12 protein-coding genes are annotated in these 18,412 nt (G+C 70.9%); 8 read left to right on the top strand and 4 right to left on the bottom strand.

Annotated features, from left to right (window positions below; genetic code table 11):
* Positions 1–6: 6 nt before the first annotated feature.
* Positions 7–4,530 carry a glutamate synthase large subunit gene (gene gltB / locus G5B46_RS11715; protein ID WP_165258856.1) on the top strand — a complete coding sequence of 1,508 codons (4,524 nt, stop codon included), beginning with the start codon at positions 7–9 and terminating at the stop codon, positions 4,528–4,530.
* Positions 4,531–4,721: 191 nt separating this feature from the next.
* Complete coding sequence (locus G5B46_RS11710; RefSeq protein ID WP_205691619.1) at positions 4,722–5,753, top strand: nucleoside hydrolase; 1,032 nt, start codon at positions 4,722–4,724, stop codon at positions 5,751–5,753.
* Between the two features lie 94 nt (positions 5,754–5,847).
* On the opposite strand, the gene G5B46_RS11705 is transcribed toward G5B46_RS11710, so the two are convergent.
* Complete coding sequence (locus G5B46_RS11705) at positions 5,848–7,035, bottom strand: citrate synthase family protein (RefSeq protein ID WP_165258853.1); 1,188 nt, start codon at positions 7,033–7,035, stop codon at positions 5,848–5,850.
* 77 nt (positions 7,036–7,112) lie between these two features.
* Between G5B46_RS11705 and G5B46_RS11700 the strand changes: the two genes are divergently transcribed.
* Together G5B46_RS11700 and G5B46_RS11695 are read left to right on the top strand one after the other, a co-directional pair.
* Complete coding sequence (locus G5B46_RS11700; protein WP_165258851.1) at positions 7,113–8,207, top strand: citrate synthase/methylcitrate synthase; 1,095 nt, start codon at positions 7,113–7,115, stop codon at positions 8,205–8,207.
* Positions 8,208–8,378: 171 nt separating this feature from the next.
* A complete protein-coding gene (locus G5B46_RS11695; RefSeq protein ID WP_165258849.1) occupies positions 8,379–11,240 on the top strand; it encodes a TonB-dependent receptor in 2,862 nt (953 codons plus the stop codon).
* Positions 11,241–11,285: 45 nt separating this feature from the next.
* On the opposite strand, the gene G5B46_RS11690 is transcribed toward G5B46_RS11695, so the two are convergent.
* Complete coding sequence (locus G5B46_RS11690; protein ID WP_165258847.1) at positions 11,286–12,101, bottom strand: hypothetical protein; 816 nt, start codon at positions 12,099–12,101, stop codon at positions 11,286–11,288.
* Between the two features lie 106 nt (positions 12,102–12,207).
* Between G5B46_RS11690 and G5B46_RS11685 the strand changes: the two genes are divergently transcribed.
* From G5B46_RS11685 to queG, 4 genes are all read left to right on the top strand, one after another.
* Positions 12,208–13,116: a cation diffusion facilitator family transporter gene (locus G5B46_RS11685; protein ID WP_165258845.1), complete on the top strand. Its 909-nt coding sequence runs from the start codon at positions 12,208–12,210 to the stop codon at positions 13,114–13,116.
* A gap of 74 nt (positions 13,117–13,190) precedes the next feature.
* Positions 13,191–14,642 (top strand): D-glycero-beta-D-manno-heptose-7-phosphate kinase, encoded by a 1,452-nt coding sequence (rfaE1, locus tag G5B46_RS11680; RefSeq protein WP_165258844.1) that lies wholly within the window; start codon positions 13,191–13,193, stop codon positions 14,640–14,642.
* A gap of 238 nt (positions 14,643–14,880) precedes the next feature.
* Complete coding sequence (locus tag G5B46_RS11670; protein ID WP_165258842.1) at positions 14,881–15,567, top strand: glutathione S-transferase family protein; 687 nt, start codon at positions 14,881–14,883, stop codon at positions 15,565–15,567.
* The gene (gene queG / locus G5B46_RS11665; RefSeq protein WP_165258840.1) at positions 15,548–16,609 is read left to right on the top strand and encodes a tRNA epoxyqueuosine(34) reductase QueG; all 1,062 of its coding nucleotides are present in this window, start codon (positions 15,548–15,550) and stop codon (positions 16,607–16,609) included. The genes G5B46_RS11670 and queG overlap by 20 nt, the downstream gene beginning before the upstream one ends.
* Here queG and rfbC read toward each other — a convergent pair.
* Both rfbC and G5B46_RS24845 read right to left on the bottom strand, forming a co-directional pair.
* Positions 16,606–17,172, bottom strand: a complete 567-nt coding sequence (gene rfbC, locus G5B46_RS11660; protein ID WP_165258839.1) for a dTDP-4-dehydrorhamnose 3,5-epimerase — start codon at positions 17,170–17,172, stop codon at positions 16,606–16,608. The two genes, queG and rfbC, sit on opposite strands and share 4 nt — an antisense overlap.
* Positions 17,169–18,401, bottom strand: coding sequence for a glycosyltransferase (locus G5B46_RS24845; protein ID WP_165258837.1), 1,233 nt, complete (start codon positions 18,399–18,401; stop codon positions 17,169–17,171). The genes rfbC and G5B46_RS24845 overlap by 4 nt, the downstream gene beginning before the upstream one ends.
* Positions 18,402–18,412: the final 11 nt, after the last annotated feature.

Raw genomic sequence — 18,412 nt, 5'->3', positions numbered from 1 at the left:
CAGACCATGAGCCAGATCGACCTCTATCTGAAGAACCGCCAGGCCCTCATCGACGGCCACGCCTACGACCCGACCACCGAGCGCGACGCCTGCGGCGTGGGCCTGGTCTGCGCCATCGACGGCCAGCCGCGCCGCGAAGTCGTCGAACTGGCGATCAAGGCGCTGAAGGCCCTGTGGCACCGCGGCGCGGTGGACGCCGACGGCAAGACCGGCGACGGCGCCGGCGTGCTGGTCTCGGTCCCGCAGGACTTCTTCATCGACCAGGTGCGCCGCACGGGCCACGCCCTGCGTCCCGGCCCCATCGCCGTCGGCCAGGTGTTCCTGCCGCGCACCGACCTGGGCGCCCAGGAAGCCTGCCGCACGATCGTCGAGGCCGAGGCCCTGCGCTTTGGCTTCTACATCTACGGCTGGCGCCAGGTGCCCGTCGACACCTCGGTGATCGGCGAGAAGGCCAACGCCACGCGTCCGGAAATCGAGCAGATCATGCTGGCCCCGCCGGCCGGCCTGGAGGGCGAGGCGCTGGAACGCGCCCTGTTCCTGTGCCGCAAGCGCATCGAAAAGCGCGTGCACGCCCAGAACATCAGCGACTTCTACATCTGCTCGTTCTCGGCCCGCTCGCTGATCTACAAGGGCATGTTCCTGGCCGAGTCGATCGACGAGTTCTATCCGGACCTGAAGGACGAGCGCTTCGCCGCCGCCGTGGCGATCTTCCACCAGCGCTACTCGACCAACACCTTCCCGCAGTGGCGCCTGGCCCAGCCCTTCCGGATGCTCGCCCACAACGGCGAGATCAACACGATCAAGGGCAACATCAACTGGATGAAGTCCCACGAGATCAAGATGGCGGCCGACGCCTTCGGTGAGTTCGGGGACGACGTGAAGCCGGTGATCCAGCCGGGCGGCTCTGACTCGGCCAGCCTGGACAACACCTTCGAGGTGCTGGTCCGCGCCGGCCGCGACGCGCCGATGGCCAAGGCCCTGCTGGTGCCCGAGGCCTCCAACCCCAACATGAGCGACGAGCACAAGGCGCTCTATTCCTACTGCAACGCCGTGATGGAGCCGTGGGACGGTCCGGCCGCCCTGTGCGCCACCGACGGCCGCTGGGTCGTGGCCGGCAAGGACCGCTCGGGCCTGCGTCCGCTGCGCGTGGCCTATACCGACGACGGCCTGGTCATCATGGGCTCGGAAGCCGGCATGTGCGGCGTCGAGGAAAGCCGCATCACCCGCAAGCTGGCCATCGCGCCGGGCCGGATGATCGCCATCGACCTGGGCGAGGGCAAGCTCTACGGCGAGGACGAGATCGTCGACGAACTGGCCGGCCGCCACCCCTACACCGAGTGGCTGGGCAACATGGTCGATCTCGAAAAGGAGATCGCGCCGGGTCCGGAACCGCGCAGCTACGGCCGCGAGGAGCTGACCCGCCGCCAGGCCGCCGCCGGCTACAGCCTCGAAGACCTGGAAATGATCCTCGCCCCGATGGTCGAGGACGGCAAGGAAGCCGTCGGCTCGATGGGCGACGACACGCCGCTGGCGGTGCTGTCGGAGAAGTACCGGCCGCTGAGCCACTACTTCCGCCAGAACTTCAGCCAGGTGACCAACCCGCCGATCGACCCCCTGCGGGAGACCGGCGTCATGAGCCTGAAGACCCGCTTCAAGAACCTGGGCAACATCCTGGCCCAGGACGCCGCTCAGGCCGACGTGTACGTGCTGGAAAGCCCCGTGCTGACCACCGGCATGTACATCCGCATTCGCGAGCTGCTGGGCGAGAAGAACGTCGCGGTCATCGACTGCACCATGCCGCTGCCGGCGGCCGAGGCCCGCGCCGGCGACGCCCTGCGCGCCAACCTCGACCGCATCCGCGCCGAGGCCGAGGACGCCGTCCTGCGCGGCTGCGGCGCCATCGTCCTGACCGACGAGGCCACCGACGCCAGCCGCGTGGCCCTGCCGATGATCCTGGCCACCGGCGGCGTGCACGCCCACCTCGTGGCCAAGGGCCTGCGCTCCTACGTCTCGCTGGTCGTGCGTTCGGCCGAGTGCCTCGACACGCACTATTTCGCGGTGCTGGTCGGCGTCGGCGCCACGGCGGTCAACGCCTACCTGGCGCAGGAAAGCTTCCAGGACCGCCTGGAGCGGGGCCTGGTGGGCGACAAGTCGCTGCGCGACGTGTGCCTGAACTTCAAGGGCGCCATCGAGGGCGGCCTGCTGAAGATCATCTCCAAGATGGGCATCAGCGTCATCTCCTCGTACCGCGGCGGCTACAACTTCGAAGCCGTCGGCCTGTCGCGCGCCCTGGCCGCCGAGTTCTTCCCCGGCATGCCCTCGCGCATCTCGGGCATCGGCCTGGCCGGCATCGAGACCAAGACGGTCGAGCTGCACCGCAAGGCCTGGGAGCTGTCGGCGGTGACCCTGCCGGTCGGCGGCCTCTACAAGTCGCGCCGCTCGGGCGAGGCCCACGCCTTCGAAGCCCGGCTCATGCACACCCTGCAGAGCGCCTGCGACACCGGCGACTATGAGCTTTATCGCCGCTGGTCCTCGGGCCTGCGCACGCAAAAGCCGATCCAGCTGCGCGACCTGCTCGACTGGCGCTCGGACCGCAACCCGATCTCGACCGACGACGTCGAGAGCGTCAACGAGATCCGCAAGCGCTTCGTCACGCCGGGCATGAGCCTGGGCGCCCTGTCGCCTGAGGCCCACGGCGCGCTGAACATCGCCATGAACCGCATCGGCGCCCGCTCGGTGTCGGGCGAAGGCGGCGAGGACTCGGCCCGCTACAAGCCGCTGCCGAACGGCGACAACCCCAACAGCGCCATCAAGCAGGTGGCCTCGGGCCGCTTCGGCGTCACCGCCGAGTACCTGAACCAGTGCGTCGAGCTGGAGATCAAGGTCGCCCAGGGCGCCAAGCCGGGTGAAGGCGGGCAACTTCCTGGCTTCAAAGTCACGGAGATGATCGCCCGCCTCCGTCACTCGACGCCGGGCGTGATGCTGATCAGCCCGCCGCCGCACCACGACATCTACTCGATCGAGGACCTGGCCCAGCTCATCTACGACCTGAAGCAGATCAACCCGATCGCCCGGGTCACGGTGAAGCTGGTCGCGGCCACTGGCATCGGCGCCATCGCCGCCGGCGTTGCGAAAGCTAAGGCCGACGTGATCCTGGTCGCCGGCGGCGTCGGCGGCACGGGCGCCTCGCCCCAGACCTCGGTGAAGTACGCCGGCGGTCCGTGGGAGATGGGCCTGTCGGAAGCCAACCAGGTGCTGACGCTGAACAACCTGCGCCACTCCGTCGTCCTGCGGGCCGACGGCGGCATGCGCACGGGCCGCGACGTGGTCATCGCCGCGATGATGGGCGCCGAGGAGTTCGGCATCGGCACCGCCTCGCTGGTGGCGATGGGCTGCATCATGGTGCGCCAGTGCCACTCCAACACCTGCCCGGTCGGCGTCTGCACCCAGGACGAGGCGCTGCGCGCCAAGTTCACCGGCACGCCGGACAAGGTCGTGAACCTCTTCACCTTCGTGGCCGAGGAAGTGCGCGAGATCCTGGCGGGCCTGGGCTTCAAGAGCCTGCAGGAGATCGTCGGCCGCACCGACCTGCTGGCGCAGGTTTCGCGCGGCGGCGAGCACCTCGACGACCTCGACCTGAACCCGCTGCTGGTTCGCGCCGACCCCGGCCAGAACAAGCCGTACAACACGGTCGAGGGCCGCAACGCGGTGCCGGACACGCTGGACGCCCAGATCGTCCGCGACGCCGCGCCGCTGCTGGAGCGCGGCGAGAAGATGCAGCTGACCTACACGGTCCGCAGCACGGCGCGCACCATCGGCACCCGCACCTCGAGCCACATCGTCCGCAAGTTCGGCATGAAGGGCCTGCCCGCCGGCCACCTGACGGTCCAGCTGAAGGGCTCGGCCGGCCAGAGCCTGGGCGCCTTCGCCGTGCAGGGCCTGCGCATCGAGCTGACCGGCGAGGCCAACGACTATGTCGGCAAGGGCCTGTCGGGCGCGACGATCACCATCAAGCCGCCGCGCGGCCTGGCGGCGCCGGAGACCAACACCCTGATCGGCAACACCGTGCTGTTCGGGGCCACCTCGGGCCGCCTGTTCGCGGCCGGCCAGGCCGGCGAGCGCTTCGCCGTCCGCAACTCGGGCGCCACCACGGTGGTCGAGGGCTGCGGAACCAACGGCTGCGAGTACATGACCGGCGGCCAGGTGGTGATCCTGGGCCCGACGGGCGGCAACTTCGGCGCGGGCATGACCGGCGGCATGGCCTTCGTGCTCGACCAGCACGACCGGTTCTCGACCAACTACAATCCCGAGAGCATCGTCGTGCAGCGCCTGGCCTCGCCCTACTGGGAAGGCGTGCTGCGCTCGCTGATCGCCGAACACGCCCGCGAGACGGACTCGGCCTTCGCCGAGAGCCTGCTGCGTGACTGGGACCGCGCCCGCGATCTCTTCTGGCAGGTCTGCCCGAAGGAAATGATCAGCCGCCTGCCCCAGCCGCTAGCGGCCGAGGAAGCGGTTCACGAGCGGGCCTGACGGCCCGCCCGCAACGAGATCCGTCGCCTTCTTCCGGGGCGACGGCCGCGCGGCGCGCCTCCCAGCCCGCCGCACGACGAGGGGAGCGCTCCGGCCCGAGCGCTCCCCTTTGTTGTGTCAGGACGCTTGCCCGGCGCGACGCGGAAATGCTGATCTGCCGCCGTCGATTTCCTGCGTCGGGGGATGTTCCAGTGAGCTTCGAGACCAAGACCACCACCCCCTCGCGGCGCGGACTGATCGCTGGCGGCGCAGCACTGCTCGGCCTGGCGGCGACCTCCGGCGAGGCTCTTGCCCTGACCGCCCGCCCCCGCCTGCGGGTGATCCTCGACAACGACTTCTCGGGCGATCCGGACGGCCTGTTCCAGCTGGCCCACCACCTGGCCTCGCCATCGGTGGAGATCCCGCTGGTCGTCGGCTCGCATATCCACGTGAACGACTTCCTCGACGGCTCGACCACCCAGGCCGACAACGCGGTCGCCCAGGTCAAGGCGATCTGTGCACGGATGAAGCTGGTCCGGCAGCCGCCGGTGATCGCCGGCCGCAACGCCGCTCCGGCGCCGGGCGCGCCGCCCGAAGCCACCCCGGCCGCCAAGGCGATCATCGCCGAGGCCCTGCGCGACGACACCAGGCTGCCGCTGTTCTACTGCGCCGGCGCGGGCCTGACGGATCTGGCCGAAGCCCTGCGGCTGGAGCCGAAGATCGCCGGCCGCATGAAGCTGGTCTGGATCGGCGGGCACGAGCACGACGACCTGCTGCCCGGCGTCCCCCGTCGCCAGGACGCCGAGTACAACGCCACCATCGACCTGGCCGCCGTGCAGACGGTGTTCAACGACTCCGCCATCGAGATCTGGCAGATCCCGCGCAACGCCTATCGCCAGCTGATGATCAGCCACGCCGAGCTCGAAGCCGGCCTCAAGCCGGCGGGAAGCCTGGGGACCTACCTGCTGGAACAGCTGGAGCGCGTGGTCTCCACGCCCAAGATCAGCCTGGGCGAGACCTATATCCTCGGCGACAGCCCGCTGGTGACGCTGACGGCCCTGCAGTCGTCGTTCGAGCCCGACAGCGCGTCCAGCGCCTATGTCGTGCGGCCGACGCCCCGCGTCGTCGCGCGGGCCCAGTACGAGGCCAATCCGAACGGCCGGCCGATGCGGGTCTACACCGGCATCGACACCCGCCTGACCTTCGCCGACATGTTCGCCAAGTTCGCCGCGGCGGGGTGGTAGGCGGCCACCCCCACCCATTCTCCGAGCATCCCCGCGCAGGCGGGGATCCAAGCCGAGCCCGCAGGCGATCCACGGCCCCAGCTCATACCGAACGTCAGCTTGGGTCCCCGCCTGCGCGGGGAAGGCCGGGTGTGGGGTTGGAAGACCCCTCCGGCCCCACATAACGCGCCCGGGGACGGATCAGCCTTCCCGTCTTTCCCTGCTCCAGCGCATGGGCCAGCCAGCCCGCCGTGCGCCCCACGGCGAACAGGGCGAAGGGGGCGTCGTCGGGCAGCTTCAGGGTCTGGGCCAGGGCGACCAGGGCGAAGTCGATATTGGCCGCCTGGCCGGTGGCGGCGACCACCGCCTCGTGCAGCGCGGCCATCTCCGCCGACGGCGCGAAGGCCGCCAGCAGCGCCGCCGCGCGCGGGTCGCCGTCGGGATAGAGCGGATGGCCAAAGCCCGGCAGCGGCGCGCCCTGGTCGAGGCGCACGGCGACGGCCCGCCCCGGATCTTCCCGCCTGGCCTCGCGGGCCAAGGCCTCGACCCGGGCGGCCATGCCGCCGTGCAGCGGTCCCGACAGCGCCGACAGGCCGGCCAGGGCCGAAGCCGCCAGCGACGCGCCGGTCGAGGCCGCCACCCGGGCGGCGAAGGTCGAGGCGTTGAGTTCGTGGTCGGCCAGCAGCACCAGCGCCCGCCGCACCAGGTCGCCGCCGGTCGCGTCCAGGCCCCAGGCGGCCGCCAGCCGCTGGTGGATCAGCCCCTCGCCCGCCCGTCCCGCGACGGCGTCGGCGACCAGGTCCAGCAGGCCCGCCGCCTCCTGGGCCAGCATCAGCGGCGCGCGGCCCCGGGCCGGCCGATCCTCGCCCGCGCGGGCGGCCAGGTCGGCGAACAGCCGGGCGCGGATGGTCGGGGCGGCGCTGGGCGCGCCGGCGGCCAGGGCGGCCTGCGCCGTGTCGTCGCGCAGCAGCCGGCCGACCGCCTCGAAGCTTTCGGTCCTGGCCAGGTCGACGGCGTCGCGACCGCGGTACCAGAGGCGACCGGCCCGCACGGTGGTGATGGCCGAGGCCAACACCGGCTCGCCCCAGGCGATGGCCTCGGCGGCGACGTCGGCGGCCTTTCGCCCCCTGGCCTTGCGCTTGGCCAGCGCCGCCACGTCGGAGGCCCGATAGAGGCTGCGGCGCGGATCCTCAGGATGAGCGTGGGCCTCGATCCGGCCCCGGCTGACATAGGCGTACAGCGTCTGGGCCCGCACGCCGAGCCGCGCCATCGCCTGGTCCGCATCGAGCCAATCGTCCGCCATATATACATTGATTACATTGATCAAGATTGACGATCAACCGGCGGGAGCCAAGATCAGGGGCGAAAGGAGACCTCCCCATGGTCCAAGTTTCCGCCGGCCTCGAAGGCGTGATCGCCGCCGCCACCGTGCTGTCCGACGTCGACGGCCAGGCCGGCCGCCTGACCATCCGCGGCTGGGCGGTCGAGGACCTGGCCGGCCGCGCCCGCTTCGAGGACGCCGTCCACCTGCTGCTGGACGGCTTCTTCGACGACCTGCCGGCCGACCTGGCCCCGGCCCTGGGCCAGGCGCGCGTGCGGGCCTTCGCCGAGGTCGCCGCCCTGGACGCGGCGCTGGTCGCCCGCGAGCCCTACGACGCCATGCGCGCCCTGCTGGCCCGGCTGCCCGACGGCGATGGCGTGCACGACGCCCTGGCGCTGGCCGCCGCCCCGGCGGTGTTCACCGCCGCGGTCCTGCGCCGCCAAAACGGGCTGGAGGCGGTCGCGCCCGACCCCGCCCTGCCCCACGCCGCCGATTTCCTGCGGATGGTCAGGGGCGCCAACGCGACGCAAGGCGAAGCCCGCGCGCTGGACGCCTATCTGGTCACGGTCTGCGACCACGGCCTCAACGCCTCGACCTTCGCCGCCAGGGTGGCGGCCTCGACGCGGGCGGGGCTGGGCTCGGCCGTGCTGGCGGGGCTGTCGACGCTGAAGGGTCCGCTGCACGGCGGCGCGCCGGGGCCGGTGATCGACATGCTCGACGCCATCGGAACGGCCGACAACGCCGTCCCCTGGCTGGAAGCCGCGCTCGACGCCGGCGAGCGGCTGATGGGTTTCGGCCATCGCATCTATCGCGTTCGCGACCCCCGCGCCGACGCCCTGAAGGCCGCTCTTTCGCGACTGTCGAAAGGCGCCGGCGCCCTGCCCGGCCGCCTGGCCCTGGCCGAGGCCGTGGAGCGCGCGGCCCTCGACATCCTGCGCCGGCGCAAGCCCGACCGGCCGCTGGAGACCAATGTCGAGTTCTACACCGCGCTGTTGCTGGAAGCGCTGGACCTGCCGCCGGAGGCCTTCACCTGCGTGTTCGCCGCCGGGCGCACGGCCGGCTGGATCGCCCACGCCCGCGAGCAGCAGGCCAGCGGCAAGCTCATTCGTCCGCAGTCGGTCTATGTCGGGCCCCGGCCCAGGGCGGCGGCCTGACGGCCGCTGCTTTCCTGCTGCGCAAATTTGTTGCGAAAGACACACATGAGGGCGAAAGCACATATCGAAGTTCGCTGAACTTGACACATTTTTGACCGCCGATTCACCTTCAGCGCGAGCGAATCCGTAGTTCAACCTTGACCATACGGATGTCGCAGCAAGAGGGACGGCATGAACCGCATCGGCCAAGGACTCCTTTCGCTCTTTCTGACCACCGTCGCGGCCGCGCCGCTGGCGGCCCACGCCCAGACACCCGCCGAAACCGACGTCGAGGGCGTCGTGGTCACCGGCTCGCGCATCCGCGTCAGCCCGCTCGACAAGACCCAGACCGTCTTCCAGATCGACCAGGAGGCGATCGCCAAGACCGGCCTGACCTCGATCGTCGACGTGCTGCAGCGCGTGCCGGCCGCCGGCGGCGGCCTCAATTCCAAGTTCAACAACTCGGGCAACTTCGGCAATCCGCCCGACGGCGGCGGCGTGGGCGCCGGCTCGGCCGAGATCGACCTGCGCTACCTGGGCTCGCGCCGGGCGCTGGTGCTGGTCGACGGCCAGCGCTGGGTCAGCGGGGCCTCGGCCTCGGGCGTGCCGGGGGCCGTGGACCTCAACACCATTCCCAGCGCCATGATCCGCAACGTCGAGATCCTGCAGGAGGGCGCCTCGCCCATCTACGGCTCGGACGCCATCGCCGGGGTCATCAACATCATCACCCGCGAGCGCCAGCAGGGCCTGGAACTGTCGGCCCAGGTGGGCGGCTACGGCGAGGGCGACGGCTTCTCGCAGGACTACAACGTCTCGTGGGGCGCCTCGGAGGACAAGACCAGCATCGTCGTCGGCGGCGGCTACTTCAAGCAGAAGAGCGTCATGTCGGCCGACCGCGACATCTCGCTCTATCCCAGCCCCTATGGAACCTCGTGCCTTTCCGGCGGCTGCTCGTCGGGCACGCCGCTGGGCCGGTTCATCGTCAGCGACCCCAACACCGGCAACGACATGGACCTGACCCTGAAGGCGGCCCTGGCCGCCGGGGTGCGGCCGACCTACACGCCCCTGGATCCCACCGGCGCAGGCAGCAGCTTCCGCAACTTCGCCGGCGACGCCGACCGCTTCAACTTCCAGCCCTACAACTACATCGTCACCCCGTCCGAGCGGGTCAGCCTGTTCGGCGCGGTCACCCACGACTTCACCGACAGCATCAAGCTGAAGGTGCGCGCCAGCTACGTGCAGCGCAAATCGGCCAACCAGGCCGCGCCCATCCCGCTGTTCGTCGGCCCCGACGCCGGCAACGGCAACCTGCTCGACACCATCTCGATCGACGCCACCAACCCCTACAACCCGTTCGGCTTCACCCTGACCAGCGGCACCTACGCCTTCGTCGGCCGGCGGATGATCGAGGCCGGACCGCGCCACTACGCCCAGAGCGTCGACACCTGGAACGTCAACGCCACCCTGTCGGGCGACTGGGCCGTGGGGTCGCGCCGCTGGTACTGGGACGTCGGCTACACCGCCTCGCGCAACCACGCCGAACAGAGCTTCACCGGCAACATCAACGCCCAGCGCGTGCAGCAGGCCCTGGGCCCGGTCTCGGGCTGCACCGGCTCGTGCGTGCCGCTGAACATCTTCGGCGGCGTCGGCTCGATCACCCCGGAGATGCTGAGCTTCATCGGCTTCACCCAGCAGGACGTCTCGCAGCAGGAACTGCACGACTTCACCGCCAACCTGACCGGCGACCTCTTCGAGCTGCCCGCCGGCCCGCTGGCCTTCGCCGCCGGCTACGAGCACCGCGAAACCAAGGGCTACTTCCAGCCCGACGCCATCGTCGCGGCGGGCCTGTCGTCGGACATTCCCGCCCAGCCGGCCAAGGGCGAGATCAAGGTCGACGAGGCCTATCTGGAACTGCGCGCGCCGCTGCTGGCCGACCTGCCGCTGATCCACCGGCTGGAGATCTCGGGCGCCGGCCGCTGGTTCGACTATTCCACCTCGGGTTCGGACTCGATCTACAAGGCCGGCCTCAACTGGCGGCCGACGGAAGACGTTCTGGTGCGCGCCTCCTGGGGCCAGGGCTTCCGCGCCCCGTCGATCGGCGAGCTCTACGGCGCGGCCTCGCGCTTCGACCAGGAGATCACCGATCCCTGCTCGGACATGCTGGGCCTGTCGGGCGGAACGCCCGCGACGGCCACCGTCCGCACCAACTGCATCGCCGCCGGCGTGCCGGCCAGCGGCTCTTACGTGCAGCTCAATCCGCAGCTGTCGGTGATCACCAGCGGCAACGACACGCTCAAGCCCGAGACCAGCGAGAGCAAGAACTTCAGCATCGTCTGGGAGCCCAAGGCGCTAAAGGAGGCCAGCTGGGCCAGCGGCGGCTCGATCGAACTGGCCTATTCCGACATCGAGCTCGACTCGGCCATCCAGGCGCTGTCGGGGGAAAGCCTGCTGTCGCGCTGCGCCGAGCTGGCCGACGCCCTGGCCTGCTCGACCATCACCCGCACGGCCTCGGGCCAGGTGGCGGCGATCACCAACCCGCTGATCAACATCGGCGGCATCCAGACCCGGGCCATCGACCTGAACCTGCTGTGGTCCTCGCCGGACTACAGCTTCGGCCGCCTGGCGGTGCGGTCGTATTCGACCTTCCTGCTGGAGTTCACCGAGATCGTGCCGACGGCCACCGGCTTCACCGAGATCCCGCGCGAAGGCACCGAGCGCGGCAGTCCCGACCAGGCCTATCCCAAGACCAAGTCGACCTTCACCGTCGACTGGGACTGGAAGAACTGGGGCGCCAGCGCCTCAGCCCGCTACCTGTCGTCGGTCAAGGAGACGCAGGCGGCCGACGCCAAGCTGGCTTCGCGCACCTATTTCGACGCCCAGCTGCGCTGGAAGCCCGATTTCCTGGGCGAGACCACCGCGGTGGCCTTCGGGGTCAACAACCTGTTCGACAAGGACCCGCCGGGCTGCATCAGCTGCGGCCTCAACAACTTCGACCCCAACGCCTATGACGCGCCGGGGCGCTACTTCTACTTCCGCCTGACCTACCGGCAGTAGGGATAGGGCCGGGAGGGGCTCAGCCCTTCCCGGCCGCCAACGCCGTCATTCGACCGGGCGCGGCGGACGATGGATCTCCAGCTCGCGGAGCCGCCAGCGGAAGGGATCGGCGTCGAATGCGGCCGTCACGGTAACGTGGACGTCGAGGCTGCCGCGCGTTTGCGTGCCGCGAATGGAAAAGGTGGTGCAGGTCTCGTCGGCCGCCCTTGTGTGTCCGTTCAGATCGGAACAGGACGACGCCCAGGCGACGGAACGGGCCGTCAGGCTTCGCACCAGAGCCTCGCAGCCCTCCTCCAGCAGGCAGTTGACCTTGTCGGCGGGCAGGCTGGCGAAATCGCGCCTGACCGTCTGGGCCAGGGACGCCGCCTGCCAGGCCATGTTCTGGTCGCTCGCCTCAAGCAGTTCGTCTGGCGTTTCGATCTCCGCGCAGCGCGCCTCGGTGATCGGATCCACCGCCGCCCCCTCGCCGATGCGCAAGCCGACCTCATCGACCACGCGATACGCGCGCTCCACGGTCAAATCCCGAAAGGCCGTCCGGGGCGGACGCTCCCCGCCTTCCTCTTCGAACAGGACGTCCCAGAAGGGAACCACGCACAGCCCCGGCATGCTCGCGGCCGCGCGCGGCCGCAGCATGAACCTGATCCGCCGCCGTACCGGCTCGGACGGGAAGATGAACACCACGCGCGGCTCTTTCCGGTCCACATGCACGATGTCGGCGCCGATCTGGGCCATGGTCCGGGCCACGATCTCGGCGTCGGGCAGGGTCGCCAGGTCGTCGAGCGACACCGCAGAAGGCTGCGCCATCGCCTCGCCCGCCGTCGCCGCGATCACCAGAGCCAGTCCGGCCGCCCAACGCGTCATGCACGCCCCCCCTTTTTCTACAGCCGTAATCAGACGACGATTTCAAAGGCGCCGCTAGACCCTCGCGTGGATTTTCTCAGGCCTCGCCCGCTGGTAGACAGAGCCCATGACCGCGCCCGCCGCCTCCGCCGCCGAGCACCAGGCCCTCACCCGCCGGATCACCACCCTGTCGGTGGGGACGGCCGCCGTCCTGATCGTCATCAAGGGCGCGGCGTGGATCGCCAGCGGCTCGCTGGCCATGCTGGCCTCGCTGGCGGACTCGGGCCTCGATCTCGTCGCCTCGCTGATCACCTTCTTCGCTGTGCGCTACGCGGCCGAGCCGCCCGACGCCGAGCACCGTTTCGGCCACGGCAAGGCCGAGGCCTTCTCCAGCCTGATCCAGGCGGGCCTGGTTTTCGCCTCGGCGGCCCTGATCGGGCGCGAGGCGATCGGCGGCCTGCTGCATCCCAAGCCGGTGGAGAACAGCGTCTGGGGCGTCGGGGTGATGATCGTCTCGATCGTCCTGACCCTGGCCCTGATCCGGGCCCAGGCCGCGGTGATGGCCAAGACCCGTTCGGTGGCCGTGGCCGGCGACCACGCCCACTACGCCGCCGACCTGGCGTCCAACGCCGTGACCTTGCTTGGCCTGGCCGCCGTCGCCCTGCTGGGCTGGACCTGGGTGGACGCCGCCGCCGGCCTGGTGGTCGCCGCCTGGTTGCTGTGGGGCGCGGTCGGGGTGCTGCGCCAAGCCGCCGACCAACTGATGGACCACGAGCTGCCGGTCGAGGAGCGCGAGCAGATCCTGGCCCTGCTGACCGCCGACGCCCGCGTCGGCGGCGTGCACCAGCTGCGCACCCGCGCGGCCGGCCCGCACATCCACGTCCAGGGCCACATGGACCTGGCCGCCGGCCAGAGCCTGGCCGAAGCCCACGCGATCATGAACGCGGCCGAGGCCCGGGTGAAAGCGGCCTTCCCGACGGCCGACGTGCTGCTGCACCCCGATCCGAGGGGCCATTCGGAAAGACCCTCCCCCTGAAGGGGGAGGGTCTTGCTCTCCGGCCGCTATGCGCCCAATTAGCGGCCTTCCCTGATCGACGAGCGCTATCCCCGATGGACGACACCCTGGCCCGCCTGCCCGACGCCTTTTCCGGCAAGACCGTGCTGGTGCTGGGCGACGTCATGCTCGACCGGTTCGTCTACGGCGCGGTCGACCGCATCTCGCCCGAGGCTCCGGTGGCGGTGATCGCCATCGAGCGCGAGACCACCATGCTGGGCGGGGCGGGCAACGTGGCCCGCAACGTCGCAGCCCTGGGCGGCAAGGCCGTGCTGGCCGGGCTGGTCGGCGACGACGACGCGGGCAAGGCCGTCCGGGCGCTGGTCGAGCGCGAGCCGGGCCTGGAAAGCGCCCTGGCCGTCGATCCCTCGCGCCGCACCACCGAAAAGACCCGCTACGTCGCCGCCTCGCACCAGATGCTGCGCGCCGACCGCGAGGACCGCCATCCGGCCGACCAGGCCCTGGTGCTGGCCGCCTTCGAAAAGGCCCTGCCCGCCGCCGACGTCGTGGTGCTGTCGGACTACGCCAAGGGCGTTCTCACCCCCGAAGTCCTGGCCGCCGCCATCGCCGCCGCCCGCGCCGCCGGCAAGCCGGTGATCGTCGATCCCAAGAGCCGCGACCTTTCCCGCTACGACGGCGCGACGGTGATCAAGCCCAACCGTCGCGAGGCCGCCGAGGCCACCGGCGTGACGGGCGCCGGCGACGAGGCCGCCGAGGCCGCTGGCGAGGCGATCCTTTCCGCCGCTCCCAACCTTTCGGCCGCCCTGGTCACCCGCGGCGCGGCCGGCATGACCCTGTCGCAGCGCGGCGCGGCTCACGTGCACCTGCCGGCCAGCGCGCTGGAGGTGTTCGACGTCTCGGGCGCGGGCGACACCGTCGCGGCCACCCTGGCCCTGTCGCTGGCGGCCGGGGCGGACCTGCCCGCCGCCGCGCGCCTGGCCAACGCCGCCGCCGGTCTGGTCGTGGCCAAGCTGGGCACCGACGTCGTCACCGCCGCCGAGCTCAAGGCCGTGCTGGCCGGCGCCCACGGCGATCCGGGCCAGGAGAAGATCGCCGGCCGCGAGCGGATGCTGGAGATCGTCGCCGGCTGGCGCGCGCGCGGCCTGAAGGTTGGCTTCACCAACGGCTGCTTTGATTTGCTGCACCCCGGCCACGTCTCGCTGCTCGCCCAGGCCAAGGCCGCCTGCGACCGCCTGGTGCTGGGCCTCAACACCGACGCCTCGGTCCAGCGCCTGAAGGGTCCGACCCGTCCGGTGCAGAAGGAGGACGCCCGCGCCGCGGTGCTGGCCTCGCTGTCGGCCGTCGACCTCGTCACCCTGTTCGACGAGGACACCCCGCTGGAGCTGATCACCGCCATCAAGCCCGAGGTGCTGGTCAAGGGCGCCGACTACACGGTCGAGACTGTCGTGGGCTCTGACGTCGTGCTGGCCAACGGCGGCCGCGTCGTTCTGGCCGACCTGAAGGCCGGCCAGAGCACCACGGCGCTGATCGCGCGGGCCAATAGCTGATCCCTTCTCCCCTTGCGGGAGAAGGTGTCGACGAAGTCGACGGATGAGGGGTCGCACGGCCCAGTTCTGAGAGACCCCTCACCCGACCTGCTTCGCAGGCCACCCTCTCCCGCAAGGGGAGAGGGATTGCGGTCCCCGCCCCAAAAACGCTCATTCCTCGGAATAGCCCTGCCCCGGCAACATCTTGTTAAGCAAAGCGGCGCATCGATCAGACGATGCAGCCTGAACGCATGTGGGCATGAGCGTCGAACGCACTCTTCACCATTTCCCGTTGGACCCGGCCTCGCGCCAGGTGCGCCTCGCCTTGGGCGAAAAGCGGGTCGCGTTCTCCGAGGTACAGGTGCGCTACTGGGAGTCGCCGCCGGAGTTCACGGCGCTGAACCCCTCGGGCCTGACGCCGGTGCTGGTCGAGACCCGCCACCAGCGCACCGCCGTGATCTGCGAAAGCCGCGCCATCCTCGAGCACATCGAGGAACAGGAGCCCGAACCCGCCCTGCTGGGCCGCGAAGCCGGCGAGCGCGCCGAGGCGCGCCGCCTGATGCAGTGGTTCGACCGCAAGTTCGACAACGAGGTCAACGGCTTCCTGCTGCACGAGAAGATGGAAAAGCGCCTGCTGCGCATGGGCGCGCCCGACCTGGGCGCCCTGCGGCAGGGCCGCGACGCCCTGCGCAATCACATGGGCTACATGGAAAGCCTGCTGCAGCAGCGTGATTGGCTGGCCGGCCGCCGCATGAGTCTCGGCGACTTCGCCGGCGCGGCGCACCTTTCGGTCATCGACTATTTCGGCGACGTGCCGTGGAAGGACTTCCCCGCGGTCCGCACCTGGTACATGAAGCTGAAATCGAGACCGTGCTTCCGGCCCATCCTGGCCGACCGCTGGCCCGGCCTCGCGCCGGCCGCGCACTATGACGACCTCGACTTCTGAACCGACGCCTCAAGCTATCCGGGACGAGATCCGCCGCGAAGCCCTCGCGCTGGGCTTCGACGCCTGCGGTTTCGCCTCGGCGGCCGACGCCTGGCCCAACGGCGAATGGCTGCGCCAGTTCGTGGCCGAAGGCCTGCACGGCGCCATGGGCTGGATGGAAGAGACGCTGGAGCGCCGCAGCCACCCCACCGCCATGTGGACGGACGCCAGGAGCGCGGTGGTGTTGGGCGTCAACTACGGCCCCGACATCGACCCGCTGACCCAGCTGGAGCATCGGGACCGCGCCGCCATCAGCGTCTACGCCCAGGGCGACGACTATCACGACGTGGTCAAGAAGCGCCTCAAGCAGCTGGCCGGCTGGATGCACCGCCGCTGGGGCAATGAGGTCAAGGTGTTCGTCGACACCGCGCCGCTGATGGAAAAGCCGCTGGCCCAGCGCGCGGGCCTGGGCTGGCAGGGCAAGCACACCAACCTCGTCTCGCGCCAGTTCGGCTCGTGGCTGTTCCTGGGCAGCGTGCTCACCACGCTGGACCTGCCGCCGGACCCGGCCGAGTACGACCGCTGCGGCTCGTGCCGGGCGTGCCTGGACATCTGCCCGACGGGCGCCTTTCCCGCGCCGCACCGGCTGGATGCGCGGCGCTGCATCTCGTACCTGACCATCGAGCTGGCCGGTCCGATCCCGGACGAGTTTCGCCCCATGCTCGGCAACCGCATCTACGGCTGCGACGACTGCCTGGCCGCCTGCCCGTGGAACAAGTTCGCCAGCCTGTCGGCCGAGGCCAAGTTCCACGCCCGCGAGACCCTGAAGACCCCGCCGTTGGCGGAGCTGGCCGTGCTGGACGACCCGTCGTTCCGGGCGCTGTTCAGCAAAAGCCCGATCAAGCGCATCGGCCGCGACCGCTTCGTGCGCAACGTGCTCTACGCCATCGGCAACAGCGGCGACGCGGGCCTGATGGCCGTGGTCGAGCCACTGCGCGACGATCCCGACGAGACCGTGCGCGACGCCGCCGACTGGGCGGCGGCGCGGCTGGCTAGGGCTTAGGCCTCGTAGACGTAGGGGCTGGCGAGGTCGGCCAGCAGCGGCGCGGCGGCGTCGCGGGCGTTGGCCGACAGCTCGGTCCCGGGGATCGTCCAGTCGATGGCGAGCGCCGGGTCGTTGAAGCGCAGCGTCCCCTCGGCCTGCGGCGCATAGTAGCCCGTGACCTTGTAGAGCACCTCGCACTCGTCGGTCAGGGTGCAGTAGCCGTGGGCGAAGCCCTCGGGAACCAGCAGCTGCAGGGCGTTGTCGGCCGACAGCTCGGCGCCGACCCACTGGCCGTAGGTGGGCGAGCCGACGCGGATGTCCACCGCCACGTCGAAGATCGCGCCCCGCGCACAGCGCAGCAGCTTGGCCTGGCCCAGCGGCGGCCTTTGGAAGTGCAGGCCACGGACGATCCCGCGCGTGGTCGAGCGCACGTGGTTGTCCTGCACGAAGACGCCGCCCTTGAAGCCGGCCTCGTCCAGCGCCGACTGCCGGAAGGTCTCGGAGAACCAGCCGCGCTCGTCGCCGTGGCGCACCGGCGCGATCAGCAGGACGTCGGGGATGGCCAGGGGGGTGATCTTCATTGGACGTGTCCGGAAAGGGCGGCGACGGCGCTCTCGCCGACAGTGGATTGCGACAGCAGGCCGGCGACCGCGGCCCGGCCCCGCGCGCCGAGCGCGGCGCGGGCGGCGGGATCGCCGATCAGGTCGGCCAGCAGTTGGGCGGCGACGTCGAGGTCGGGCTCGGCCCAGACATCGTCCGCATACATCCCCTGGGCGTCGTCGACCGGAACCAGCCGTGCGGGCGCGAGCGCGGCGGCGCCGTCGCCCATGAAATCCAGGTTGCCCGACCAGCCCGTGGCCACCACCGGCTTGCCGGCGGCCATGGCCTCTGCGGGCAGCAGGCCGAAACCCTCGGCGCGGTGCAGCGACAGCAGGATGTCGCAGGAGGCCAGCAGGGCGTCGCGGTCCTGCGCGCTCATCGACGCGGTCAGCAGCCGCACGTCGTCGGCCGCGCCGATCGCCGCCCGCACGGTCGCCGCCGCCTCGGGCGCGTCGTCGGCGCCGACGGTCTTGAGCACCAGCAGGGTCCGCACGTCGCAGCGCGCGGCGGCCCCGCGATAGGCCTCCAGCGCGCCCAGCGGGTTCTTGCGGGCGATCGAGGAGCGGAAATCGAAGGCGCAGAGCACGATCACAGCGTCCTGCGGCAGGTCGAAGAGGGTCCGGTCGGCGCGTGCGTCCGACAGCGGAACCGGATGGGGCATGACCCGCACGACCAGGCCGCGCGGCGCGGCCGCGCGCACGGCGTCGGCGGTGAAGCGCGACGGCGTCCAGACCTCGTCGACATAGCGGAAGGCCGCCCGCCAGGCCCGGGGGATGCGAGGCAGCTCCCAGGCCCAGTAGCCGATCGTCCGGCGGCCCCGGAAGGGCGCGCCGCGCGTCTGGGCGACCAGATGTATCAGCTCGGTCGGGTTCATGTGGGCGATCAGCACGGCGGGGCCGGCCGTCGGCTCTGCCGGATCGCCGTCAGGCAGCCGGCGGGCATGGCCAAGGCGCTCGGATACGTCCCAGTCGACGACCTGCCGCCCCTGCGCCCGCAGGGCCTTCGCCAGGCCGCGGGCCGCCTCGCCAAGGCCCAGGACCGCGCCGTGGAAGCCCGCGACGATCACCGGCGCATCGGCCGGCGCCGAAGCCGGGCGGCGGCGGTTCCAGCCGTAGTCGAGCCAGGCGCGGACGGTGGGCAGGCGAACCGAGACGGCGTGCGCCGCCCCCGGCAGGGCGCGCCAGACCAGACGCTTGAGCTGCTTGATCACCTTCGCCGTAC

Origin of the sequence: Caulobacter sp. 602-2 (genome assembly GCF_011043625.1) — a bacterium.
Taxonomy (GTDB): Bacteria; Pseudomonadota; Alphaproteobacteria; order Caulobacterales; family Caulobacteraceae; genus Caulobacter.
This window is presented reverse-complemented; position numbering and strand designations above follow the sequence as displayed.

What these genes read in the sequence shown, in the direction of transcription:
- gltB (WP_165258856.1), top strand. Translation starts at nt 7, where the DNA reads ATGAGCCAGATCGACCTCTATCTGAAGAACCGCCAGGCCCTCATCGAC.
- G5B46_RS11705 (WP_165258853.1), bottom strand. Translation starts at nt 7,035, where the DNA reads ATGGCGGACGATTGGCTCGATGCGGACCAGGCGATGGCGCGGCTCGGC.
- G5B46_RS11700 (WP_165258851.1), top strand. Translation starts at nt 7,113, where the DNA reads ATGGTCCAAGTTTCCGCCGGCCTCGAAGGCGTGATCGCCGCCGCCACC.
- G5B46_RS11695 (WP_165258849.1), top strand. Translation starts at nt 8,379, where the DNA reads ATGAACCGCATCGGCCAAGGACTCCTTTCGCTCTTTCTGACCACCGTC.
- G5B46_RS11690 (WP_165258847.1), bottom strand. Translation starts at nt 12,101, where the DNA reads ATGACGCGTTGGGCGGCCGGACTGGCTCTGGTGATCGCGGCGACGGCG.
- G5B46_RS11685 (WP_165258845.1), top strand. Translation starts at nt 12,208, where the DNA reads ATGACCGCGCCCGCCGCCTCCGCCGCCGAGCACCAGGCCCTCACCCGC.
- rfaE1 (WP_165258844.1), top strand. Translation starts at nt 13,191, where the DNA reads ATGGACGACACCCTGGCCCGCCTGCCCGACGCCTTTTCCGGCAAGACC.
- G5B46_RS11670 (WP_165258842.1), top strand. Translation starts at nt 14,881, where the DNA reads ATGAGCGTCGAACGCACTCTTCACCATTTCCCGTTGGACCCGGCCTCG.
- queG (WP_165258840.1), top strand. Translation starts at nt 15,548, where the DNA reads ATGACGACCTCGACTTCTGAACCGACGCCTCAAGCTATCCGGGACGAG.
- rfbC (WP_165258839.1), bottom strand. Translation starts at nt 17,172, where the DNA reads ATGAAGATCACCCCCCTGGCCATCCCCGACGTCCTGCTGATCGCGCCG.